Origin of the sequence: Methylobacterium trifolii (assembly GCF_022179685.1) — a bacterium.
GTDB classification, from domain to species: domain Bacteria; phylum Pseudomonadota; class Alphaproteobacteria; order Rhizobiales; family Beijerinckiaceae; genus Methylobacterium; species Methylobacterium trifolii.
This window is the reverse complement of record NZ_BPRB01000141.1, coordinates 1-10,197: the sequence shown is the minus strand read 5'-3', so window position 1 is coordinate 10,197 and position 10,197 is coordinate 1. Positions and strand designations below refer to the sequence as shown.

Annotated in this window: 11 protein-coding genes; 3 read left to right on the top strand and 8 right to left on the bottom strand. The window is 69.9% G+C overall.

Going from position 1 to position 10,197, the window contains the following annotated elements; genetic code table 11:
- Positions 1-202, top strand: a 202-nt coding sequence (locus COGEMETH_RS13330) for a hypothetical protein (RefSeq protein ID WP_238183131.1), incomplete at its 5' end; no start/stop codon positions are given.
- Between the two features lie 514 nt (positions 203-716).
- On the opposite strand, the gene COGEMETH_RS13325 is transcribed toward COGEMETH_RS13330, so the two are convergent.
- From COGEMETH_RS13325 to COGEMETH_RS13310, 4 genes are all read right to left on the bottom strand, one after another.
- Entirely contained in the window at positions 717-1,478 is a 762-nt protein-coding gene (locus tag COGEMETH_RS13325) for a hypothetical protein (RefSeq protein ID WP_238183130.1), read from the bottom strand.
- Positions 1,479-1,772: 294 nt separating this feature from the next.
- Positions 1,773-3,059 (bottom strand): phage major capsid protein, encoded by a 1,287-nt coding sequence (locus COGEMETH_RS13320; protein ID WP_238183129.1) that lies wholly within the window; start codon positions 3,057-3,059, stop codon positions 1,773-1,775.
- A 23-nt stretch (positions 3,060-3,082) separates the two neighbouring features.
- Positions 3,083-3,571, bottom strand: a complete 489-nt coding sequence (locus tag COGEMETH_RS13315; protein ID WP_238183128.1) for an HK97 family phage prohead protease — start codon at positions 3,569-3,571, stop codon at positions 3,083-3,085.
- A 77-nt stretch (positions 3,572-3,648) separates the two neighbouring features.
- On the bottom strand, positions 3,649-4,809 hold the full coding sequence (locus tag COGEMETH_RS13310; protein ID WP_238183127.1) for a phage portal protein: 1,161 nt from the start codon (positions 4,807-4,809) through the stop codon (positions 3,649-3,651).
- A 404-nt stretch (positions 4,810-5,213) separates the two neighbouring features.
- Here COGEMETH_RS13310 and COGEMETH_RS13305 point away from each other — a divergent pair, with 404 nt between their 5' ends.
- Entirely contained in the window at positions 5,214-5,381 is a 168-nt protein-coding gene (locus tag COGEMETH_RS13305; protein WP_238183126.1) for a hypothetical protein, read from the top strand.
- Positions 5,382-5,843: 462 nt separating this feature from the next.
- Here COGEMETH_RS13305 and COGEMETH_RS13300 read toward each other — a convergent pair whose 3' ends face one another.
- The 4 genes from COGEMETH_RS13300 to COGEMETH_RS13285 all read right to left on the bottom strand — a co-directional run bounded on the left by COGEMETH_RS13300 (position 5,844) and on the right by COGEMETH_RS13285 (position 8,817).
- Entirely contained in the window at positions 5,844-6,143 is a 300-nt protein-coding gene (locus COGEMETH_RS13300) for a hypothetical protein (RefSeq protein WP_238183125.1), read from the bottom strand.
- Positions 6,144-6,403: 260 nt separating this feature from the next.
- Positions 6,404-6,655, bottom strand: coding sequence for a hypothetical protein (locus COGEMETH_RS13295; protein WP_238183124.1), 252 nt, complete (start codon positions 6,653-6,655; stop codon positions 6,404-6,406).
- A 199-nt stretch (positions 6,656-6,854) separates the two neighbouring features.
- Positions 6,855-8,162, bottom strand: coding sequence for a DNA-packaging protein (locus COGEMETH_RS13290; protein WP_238183123.1), 1,308 nt, complete (start codon positions 8,160-8,162; stop codon positions 6,855-6,857).
- Positions 8,080-8,817 (bottom strand): hypothetical protein, encoded by a 738-nt coding sequence (locus tag COGEMETH_RS13285; RefSeq protein WP_238183122.1) that lies wholly within the window; start codon positions 8,815-8,817, stop codon positions 8,080-8,082. The genes COGEMETH_RS13290 and COGEMETH_RS13285 overlap by 83 nt, the downstream gene beginning before the upstream one ends.
- Before the next feature lie 216 nt (positions 8,818-9,033).
- Here COGEMETH_RS13285 and COGEMETH_RS13280 point away from each other — a divergent pair, with 216 nt between their 5' ends.
- Positions 9,034-10,098: a sensor histidine kinase gene (locus tag COGEMETH_RS13280; protein WP_238183121.1), complete on the top strand. Its 1,065-nt coding sequence runs from the start codon at positions 9,034-9,036 to the stop codon at positions 10,096-10,098.
- Positions 10,099-10,197 lie beyond the last annotated feature (99 nt).

Sequence of the window (10,197 nt, the reverse complement as noted above, 5' to 3'; positions counted from 1 at the left end):
CAACGGCCAATACCAGTCCGGCAACGTCATCACGAACGGCGCTGCTGGCTACACAGTGCAGGCGACCGGCGATTACAACGGCGACGGTACGACGGACATCGTTTTGCAGGGGGGCGGTAGTGCCGTGGCGTGGCTGATCCAGAACGGTCAGTACGCCGGCGGCCAGGGCTTGGGGAGTACGAACGGATACGCGATCGTCTGATGCCAATCCGCGCTGATCCCGACCGATGGTCGGGATCAGCGCGTCGGGCGGACGCGCGCAGCATATCTATCTGACTTCGAGCCAGGGGTTGGCGCCCGATACCGAGATGGCCAACCTGTATTGAGGGAATATCGTCTTACTATAAAATCTGCGCCATTTCACCGTCGTATACGTTTGGTCTTATGGAGGCAATGCTGGCGGGATGCTCTATTCCTCGCTCCGTCCGCAACCTTCGTACGGTCCTGCGGACCTGAGATTTCCTATGATGCATAGGATATCGGTCGATACGAGGTTCCGAGCTTTCCGAAGGATCAGGCTGGCATCGTCTATGATACCGCCAACGAAGCCGTCTACGCCGTGCGCTGGTTGCAGGAACAGCTCGCGGCCGGCCAAGAAAGATCTCGAAAGATTATCGCCCGTTTCCAGAATCTGTTCGACGTAAATATTATATAAGAATAATGAGATTATTTTTTAGACTGTATATAATGATTCTGTGCCCATGGTTCATTCAGGCTCAGAACCTGAACGAACCGAGTATGTGCTCTGCTTTTGACACACAGCATCTCTGATCGATATCTATAGGAAAAAGTTCTTTGGATGGTTCGATGGTGTGATTGTCGCGGCGCATGAACGTAAACTCGATCGCCATCGGCAATGCCACCCCACCGACGACACACATGGGTGCGCAGTTGTTTCCGTGTACATGAACAACACTATGATGTGCCGTCAGGACAGAGAAGGCACGCCTCAGTAGTTCGTACCAATGTTGTTGCCGCAATTCCTCGAAGGCATGCATCTCCACCGTGACCTGTCGGAAGCGCTTCATATTCGTCGTGCCAAGATTGGCAAGCATCTCCCACTCGCTACCTTCGATATCACACTTCAGCAGCAGGTCTGTCGCTTGCGAATGCCCATTTTGCGCAAGCAGATTTTCCAGAGTATCGAGATTTTCTTGACCGCTCTTCGTTCCTTCAATGCCGATCTTCGACCAATGCAGTCGCGGATGCACCGCAGGCGCTGCGTCGATCGTGTGATCGTACTGAAATACATCAATACCGCGTGCAGCAATGTCGAGGTCCCAGGACACATCGTCCTTGATGCCTAACGAGTAGGCTCCCTGGATGCCCTCGAAGTCGTCCAACATGACGTACCCGCCGTCATTCGCGCGACCGATTCGAACCTTGCTGAAGCCAGGGAATGCTTTCGGCTCCAATGTCCGAAGGAGCGCCAGGACACGTTCCTGCGTTTCGACGGTATCCTCGTAGTGGAATCTCATTGCACCTGCTCGTCTGACACGCATGGCTCCGACAGAACCTCGCGTTCATGCCCACGTTGGTCCGACAGCACAACCCTCAAATGATGGCATGGGACCATGGGCTTGTCCCGATCGGACCACCTCGACTTGGATCGTGTCGCTCCAGGGATAGCCGTGCCGGGGCTGCCCGACCTCGACATGACCACCTTGGTGGTTGTGCCGTGGATCGTCTGGGTTCCCTTGACGGAGAACGCGATGATCCTGCGCCGCCACGAAACCGCGGCGGCGCGGGGGCAGGGTCGGTGCCAGCCGTCCTCAGGCGAACTTCAGCAGCTTGATGGCGGAAAAGTCCTGCACCCCGCCGCCGACGCGCTTGGTGGTGTAGAACAGCACGTAGGGCTTGGCGGAGTAGGGGTCGCGCAGCACCCGCAGGCCCGTGCGGTCGACGACGAGGTAGCCGCGGCGGAAGTCGCCGAAGGCGATCGAGAGGCTGCCCGCGCCGACGTCGGGCATCGCCTCGGCCTCGGTGACGGGGAAGCCCAGCAGGGTCGCGGCCCGGTCGGCGGCCAGCGGCGGCTGCCAGAGGTAGTTGCCGTCCGCGTCCTTGAACTTGCGGATCGCGCTCTGCGTGCGCCGGTTCATGACGAAGCCGGCGTTCTGGCGGTAGCCGGCCTTGAGGGCGTAGACGAGGTCGAACAGCACGTCGGCCGGGCTCGCGCCCGGGAAGGCGCCGGCCGCCCCCGTGCCGACGAGGCCGATCTTGCCCGGCACCCAGGAGGCGTTGGCCACCGTGTCGTAGCTGAGGAAGCCGCGGGGGCGGCTGAGGCCGTTGCCGCTGACGAAGGCGGTGCCCTCCTGCTCGGAGAACGCCGTCTCGACCTCGTCGGCCAGCCACGCGTCGATGTCGACCACGGCGTCGTCCAGCAGCGTCTGGGTCGCGGCCGGCATGGCGTAGAGTTCCATGGCCGGGAAGTTCAGCTCCGAGAGCACGGGGCCGTCGGTCTGGGGGCGCGGGGCGGTCTCGGCGACCCAGCCGGTGGCCGGCGCGCCGGTGGCCACCGCGCGCTTGTACTGGCCGCCCGAGATCTGGCGCACGCTGGCGATGGCCCGGATCGGCGAGAGGTCGGCCAGCCGCTTCAGGACCTCGCGCTCGATCGTCTCGGGGACGAGGTAGCCCCCGTCCGGCCCGGAGCCGGCCGAGAGCGCCTTGGCCTCCAGCCCCTTGAGGCCGCCGCTCTCGCCGGCCCGGACGTAGAGGTCGAAGGCGGCCTTGTGCTCCTCGGCGGCCGCATCGCGGGGCGCCTCGCGGCCGAGGGGGGGCCGGGCGCGGTCGAGGCTGATCCGGTCGAGCCGGGTGCGGGCGGAATCGAGCGCCGCGTCGATGCGGGCGAGCTTCTCCTCGCTCAGCACGTCGGCCGAGAGCCGCCCCTCGATCTGCCCGAGGCGGGTGTCGTTCGCCGCCTTGAAGGCCTCGAAGGCGTGGGCGAACTCGTCGAAGGCCGCCTTCACGGCGCCCGCCGGCTCGGGGCCGGCGCGGCCCGCCTTGTTCTCCAGGGGCAGGTCGGCGGCGGATTTGGACGCGAAGGTGCTGTGCTGGGTCATGATGCTCTCTCGGGGCTGAAGGGTCAGGCGCGGGCGGCCGTCCGGAGGCCGGGCGGGCGCAAGGGGGCGAGCCGGCGGGCGAGGCCGCGGATCTCGGCCGACAGCAGGGGCGCCGAAACGCGCGCGCCCGGCTGGAGCGGGAAGGTGACGAGCGAGATCTCCCAGAGGTCGACCGCCTTGAGGTGGCGCTCGCCGCCCCGGCCCGGGCTCGCCTGGACGGTGCGGAAGCCGATCGACAGGCCGTCGACGCCGCCCGCGCGCATCAGCGCGTCGATCTCGCGGGCCCGCTGCACCGCCAGGTTCAGGCGGCCCTCGACGCGCAGGCCGCGAGAATCCTCGGCCAGCGCGAGCCAGCGGCCGATCGGCTCGGCCGGATCGTGCTGCCAGAGCATCCGTACGCCGCCTGCGCCGCGCTGCCGCAGGCTCGCGGAAAAGGCGCCGGCCGCCACCACGTCGCGGCCGAGGTCGGGCACGCCGAAGACGCTGGCGTAGCCGGTGAAATGGCCATCCATGGATTGAGACTCCGGAAGGATAAAAAGAGACGGGCTCTGCCCGTGCCCGCCGGGGCCTCGGCCGCGGACCCCGCGACTTACGGGGGGTAGCCGATGGCTTCCCGCTTCTCGGCGACGCTCAAAAAGTCGGCGGCCTGCACCCGGCGCCAGAGGGATTCGCGCTCGGTGGCCAGCGCCTCGATCCGGTCGAGGTCGGGCTCCAGGTTCACCGGGCCGAAGGCGGGCGCCAGCCAGTGCGCCACGGCCTCGGCCGTGCGGCGGGCCAGCGGGATCAGGGTCTGCCGGTAGAAGGCGCGGTTGGCCTCGGCGTAGTTGGCGTGGGTGTTGTCGCCGGGCAGCCCCAGCAGCAGGGGCGGCACGCCGAAGGCGAGCGCGATCTCGCGGGCCGCCGCCGCCTTCGCCTCGACGAAATCCATCTCCTTGGGTGAGAGCGCCAGCGGCTTCCAGTCGAGCCCGCCCTCCAGCAGAAGTGGCCGGCCGGCATTGCCCGCGCCCTGGTAGTTGGCCTCCAGTTCCCCCTTGAGACGGGTGAACTGGGCGTCGCTCAGGGAGGCGCCGGCCCCGGCGAAGACCAGGGCGCCGGAGGGGCGGGCGGCGTTGTCCAGGAGCGCCTTGTTCCAGGCGCCGGCCGCGTTGTGGATGTCCAGCGCCACGGCCGCCGCCTCCATCGGCGCCAGGCCGTCATGGTCGTCGGTGGGGTGGAACAGGGCGAGCCGCAGGATCGGCGGCACGGGGCCGCCGGCCTGGTCGTAGCGGATCGACCGGCCGCCGACGCTGTAGACGTAGGCCGCCGGCCAGCCGTCCGGGCCGGGCAGCATCCGCATCCGCTCGGGGCGCAGGGCGAACAGCTCGCGCGGCCGCCCGTCGAGGCTCACCGCCTCGAGAAAGGCGGAGCCGGAGATCATCAGGTCGGCATAGAGCCCCTCCAGCAGCCGCGTCCCGCCCTCGCGGGGGTTGGGGCGGGCCAGCAGCGCGGTCAGCGCCTCGGCCCCGCCCGATCCCGCCCCGGTCGGCACGAGCGGGATCGCCGCGGCGCCTTCGGCCACCAGCCGCACCGCCCGGTGGACCACGGCGTTGCGCTGGTAGCCGGCCCGCGCCAGGGCGGTGGCGTCCCGCGGCGTCCACACGGCACGCCCTTCCGCGTAGAGGGCGAAACTCGGGGCCGTGGACAGGGGCGCGGCCTTGGCCGCAGGTGCGTAGCCCGCCGCCCGCGCCAGCCGGGTGAGGAGGTTTTGCATCCGGGACGTCCTTCTCAGGGTCATGTGCGCGGACCACGGCGCGGCCTGTTGCGCGAGAACCACGGGTTCCGGCACCCCGGCCGGCGGATTGATGCATGTGAGGGCGCCCGGCGCCGGCGCCGCCTGCCGGCCGGCTCCGCCGGTCGCGCAGGCCCGTTCGGACCGGCGGCACCGTATCGGCGAGCCGGCTGCGGCGTGCTGTCGCGCTTCGTCCGGTGCCGGACACCACTGGCGTCCCGACTCCACAACCCTAGATCGAAGTGTTAAGATGCGTTATAGATATCGATCTGTCGCGAGACAGTTCAGGGCCATGCAGCCCGAAGCTTAGATTGCGATCATCTGGAACAGGCGAAGTCGGCCCTCACCCGAAGCCATCGCTTCGTGCAGTGCGACTCGGAGGGCGAATGGCTCAGGACCCGGACTTCGAGGCGATGGTGGATGCCTGCATCGCAGCCGGCGAAGCGGTGATGGCCCACGGCACCCCCGAACTCCAGGAGGCGATGCGCCTGTTCCTGTTCCGGCTCGGGCGCGAACTCGCGCGCCGCGAACGGGATCAGGACGGCACCGCCTAGCAGGTCCCATCGGTCGGGGCCTCGGTGCCTCTCACGCAACTTCCGCTGCGCCGTCGTGGCCGGAGGACGAACGTTCGGTGATCGGGCGTTCAGCGAGGTGCACCGAGAGGTCCGGCGGACGAAGGCCGGCCCGCGGTCGCGGGAGCCGGGCCTCGACGCGTCGTCCCCATCGAAGCCTGGCATGACCATCGGAGCGGATGTCGGACCCGGTCCGATCCCTCCGGGTTGCCGGTCCTACATCGACGCGGGCCGGGAGCCGGCGTCCCCGTCTCGGAGCGAGGCTGCGCGGCCACCGTGCCGGTCCGCCCCTGGGCCGAGCGTCCGCCGACGGGACCCGTCCGGTCATCCGGGTCGGCTGCCCCTCGATCGGAGCGTCCGCGGTCGAGACGGTCGGCTCCCCACATGCAAAGAGCCGGGCCATCCCGGCCCGGCTCTCCTGATCGTATCGCGGTGCGCGCGGGCTCAGCGGGTGCCCGAGCCGCCCTTCTCCTTGTTGACGGTGCCGCCGGCGCTGGGGCCCGCACCGTTGCCCATCGCGCCCGCGCTGCCCGGCGCCGTCATGCCGCCGGTGCTGCCGGTCGTGGCGCCGGGCGCCATCTTGGAACCGCTGCCCTCGTTCACCGTGCCGCCCGCGGTGGGGCCGGCGCCGGGATTGCCCGTGTTGCTGCCGGTGCTGGTCCCGCCGGCGCCGGTCTGCGCCAGGGCGGCGCCGCTCAGGGGCAGGATCAGGGCGGCGGCGAGGGCGAGGGATTTGAACGTCATGAGGTGTCCTCCAAGGGGTGGGATTGATGGGACAACCGTGGGTTCGGGGGAATGTTCAATGCCGGGATGACGGCGCAGGCAGAGGGTGCCGTGCCCTCACTTTCGCATCAGGTGCGGCGAACTCCATCCGTGCCACGCCTTGCCGTCCTTGGCGGCGACCGAAGGAGCGCCGAACGTGCGACGATGCGGAGGCTCGGCGGCATGTGCCAGGGCCGAGCAGATCGCGGCGCGGCCCTGCCGGTGCCCTGCACCGACGCCGCTCAGGTTGAGCCAAGTTCGACGCATGGCACGCCCTCTCGACAGCCGGCTCTTTCAGACTCCACTTGAGCGACTTTCAGCACGCGACGGCGCGCTTGCTTGTCCTCGATCGCCAGCCAAAGCTGCACCAGAGTGAAGAGTTCGCCGACATCGCCTTCTGGCGGGTCACCGAAGAACGTCTCCAACGGTTCGTCGATCGCTCGCGCCAATTGAGACAGGACGGATTGATGGTGGGCGGTGATGCGATCGGTCATGCCCCGGCAACGCTCAAGCCTGAAATTCGCTCACAGATTGCATTCAAAATTATGAGAGGGGGGGCGGGCACTCGTCGGTCTCCCTCAGCCCTTCTGAGCGAAGTATCTGTACGGTCTCGGAAATCTGCCACCGAAACGCTCGCCTTGGAGTTCGGAGTCGGGATTGCGGAACGATGCCCGTCCGGCCAGGCGAGCCCCTTCACAACCCCCGAATCCGCGGCTCCACACCCCCTGCCAACAGCAGGTGCGTCACCGCCCAGACCAGCGCATCCAACCGGTCGGGCGAGGCGCCGTTCGAGAGCCCGTCCGGCCCGAAATCACACAGCTCGTCCTCCAGCGCCGGTAGCGCGCCGACGTGGTGGACGCGGCCCTGCGCGTAGAGCAGGGAGACCGGCTCGGCGCGCAAAAACTTGCCGCGGGTGGCGCGCACCGGCGTCACCGGGACGGCGGGGTCGCATTGGTGGAGCACCGCGGCGGCCATCTCGCCGCCCTGGTTGACCTCGACCACCAGGGCGTCGGCCTGGAGGCGGTGGTAGAGGGCGAGCGCCGTGCCGGCCCAGGCCTGGGGGCTGGCGCGCGCCAGGCTCGCATCGGCCAGCACGTAGGCGCGCTCGCCCGACGAGCCGACCGCGACGATGCCGCAGGCATCGGAGCGGGCCCCCGAGGAGGCCGGCGGATCGATTGCCACGACGATGCGGCCCAGGGTGTCGGGGGGGCTCGCGAGGCGGGCCGCCTCGATCGCGTCCCGGGTCCAGAGGGCGTCCGGCCGGTCGGCGATCAGCTCGCCGTCGAGTTCCTGGCGCCCGAGGCGGGTGCCGGCGTAGCGCCCGACCACCGCCTCCAGGAAGGCCGGGGCGAGGTGTTCGGCGTTGTCGGCGGTGCGGGCGCGGCTGACCACGGTGCGCGGGTCGGCGAGCAGCCGCCGGATCAGCGGGATCGGCCGCGGAGTGGTGGTGACGAGGTTGCGCGGGTTCCGGCCCAGCCGCAGGCCGAACTGGAGCATGTCGAAGGCGGCCTCGGGGTGGCGCCACTTGGCCGCCTCGTCGCACCAGGCCGCGCCGAATTGCGGGCCGCGCAGGGAATCCGGCTCCTCCGCGGAGAAGGCCAGCGCCACGGCGCCGTTGTCCCATTCGAGCCGGCGCCGGGTCGGCACCCAGGCCGGGCGCCGCGCCCGCTCGGGCAGGGCGAGCAGGCCGGAGGGGCCCTCGATCATCACGTCGCGCACGTCCGAGAACGTCTCGCCGACCAGGGCTATGCGCCCCACCGGCTCGGGCGTGAAGGCCGGGTCGCCGCGGGCCAGCGCCTCCACCCATTCGGCCCCCGTGCGGGTCTTGCCGCAGCCGCGGCCGCCGATCACCGCCCAGGTGGTCCAGTCGGCCTCCGGGCAGGGGGGCAGCTGGTCGGGCCGGGCCTGGTGCAGCCAGTCACGGGAGAGGCCGAGCAGCAGGGGCGCCGGCAGGCTCGCCAGGAAGTCCGGCAGGCGCCGGCTCTCCTGCGAAGCGCGCATAGCGGCGCGCGATCTCCGCGCGCAGGGCGGGCAGGTCGAGGACCTCGGGGGCAACCTGCGCGCCGCCTCCATCCCCGCCTCCCGTCTCCGCGGACAAGTCGTCGAGCAGCCGCTTGAGGCCGCCGAGGTCGCGCAGCACGCGGGCCGAATCGATCACCGCCGCGCTCGCCCCCTGCAAGGCGGCGTCGAAGGCCGCGATCTGCCGGGCGACGTGGCCGCGGAGCGCCGCCCGCAGGGCCGGGGCGTCGGCGGCCGTCGCCGCGTCGAGGGCGACGGGCGGCGGGTTCGAGCGCGCCGGGCGGCGCAGGCTCAGGCCGAGCGCCAGGAACAAGGCGCGAGCCGTGCCGCGCCGAACGCCGCAGGCCTCGGCGAGGTCGCCGGGATCGTTGCGCGGTTCGTAGTACAGCCGGGCGATGGCTTCCCGGCGGGTGAGCGGCCAGTTCGCCGGGCTCAATTGCGACAGCCGCCGCGGCTTGCGCCAGCCGGAACGGGCGTTCCAGGTGCTCACGGTCTTGGGCGAGATGCCGAGCTGGGCCCCGATGGCCACCATCGTCAGGTCGGTCTCGCGCAACAGGCGCTCGGCCTCTGCGTGGATTTCCGGCGGGAGCGGGGTGAAGAGCGCCCTCACCGCCGTCTCCTCACACTTCTGGAGCATGCGGACCTTATGCCTGAGGAGCGGGCCGCTGTCAACACAAATAAGCCCAGGATCAGCTTTTTTTCTGATCTTTGCCGGAAACGGTCGGATTCCGGACGCCGTGCCGGCTTCGGCCGCACTCCGTCATCTGTCACCGGAACGGGCCTTGCCTCGGCACGTTGACGGCCGCCTATCACGTGCACGAGCAGCCGGACGGTCGAGGGAATCGGGAGCAGTATGGTCGCGGAGTCACCACCGACCGGGACGGCCGGGCAGGGCAGCGAGGCGGCGTCAAACGGGTCCGGCCTGAGCGACGGCTTCCGGCGCTTCGCCGACGACGTGCCCCTGATGATGTGGCGCTCGGACGCACAGGGCCAGGCGATCCACCACAACGCCTGCTGGCTGGACTTCACCGGCCGGGCGCTTGAGGAGGAGCTCGGAGAGGGCTGGCGGCGTGGGCTGCATCCGGACGATTTCGAGGACCACGCCCGGATCGTGGCCACCGCCTTCGAGGCGCGCGAGCCCTTCACCGTGGAGTTCCGCCTGCGGCGCCGGGACGGGGCCTACCGCTGGCTGCTCGACACCGCCCGGCCGCTGATCGAGGACGGGCGCTTCCAGGGCTATCTCGGCTCCTGCTTCGACATCACCGACCGCAAGCACGCCGAGGAGCATATCGAGCACGCCCTGTCCGAGAAGGAGGCGCTGCTGGCCGAGGTCTACCACCGGGTGCGCAACAACCTGCAGGTGATGGTCAGCCTGATCGGCCTCTACGGCCGGGCGGCGCCCGATCCCTGCCGCGGCAGCTTCGAGGCCCTGGGCCAGCGGGTGCGCGCCATCGCCCTCGTGCAGCAGCACCTGCACGAGGCCCCCCACATCGCCTCCATCGACCTCAAGGACTACCTCCACCGCCTGGCCTCCGGCCTGGGGCAGCTCCGGCGCGCGGGGCGGATCGGCGTGCAGGTCGGCGGCAGCGGCACGGGGCTGGTCGAGCCGCGCACGGCCAACGCCCTCGGCATGATCGTCGCCGAGATCGTCGCCGAGTGCCTGGACGCCACGGCCGAGACGGTGGCCTGCGCCATCGCCATCGACATCCACGCGCAGGCCGGCACCCCGGTGCGCCTGTCCATCGTCTCCGGCGTGAGCGAGGCGGCCGATACGGGGCGCCCCAACATCCCCAAGCTCGGCCCGCGCCTGATCGCGGCCTACGCCGCCCAGGCCGAGATCGCGGTGACCGGGACGGCGAGCCCCCAGGACCCGCTGCTCCTGCAACTGCCCGAAGCCCGGACGACCGGGCAGGCGTGAGACCCGCCGGGGCTCGCGTCCCGCTGCGCCCGCGCCTATATATCGTGTCATCGAATGAACCCCGGCTCGCGCGCATTGCGCTCCCCCCTCCGCGGGGGA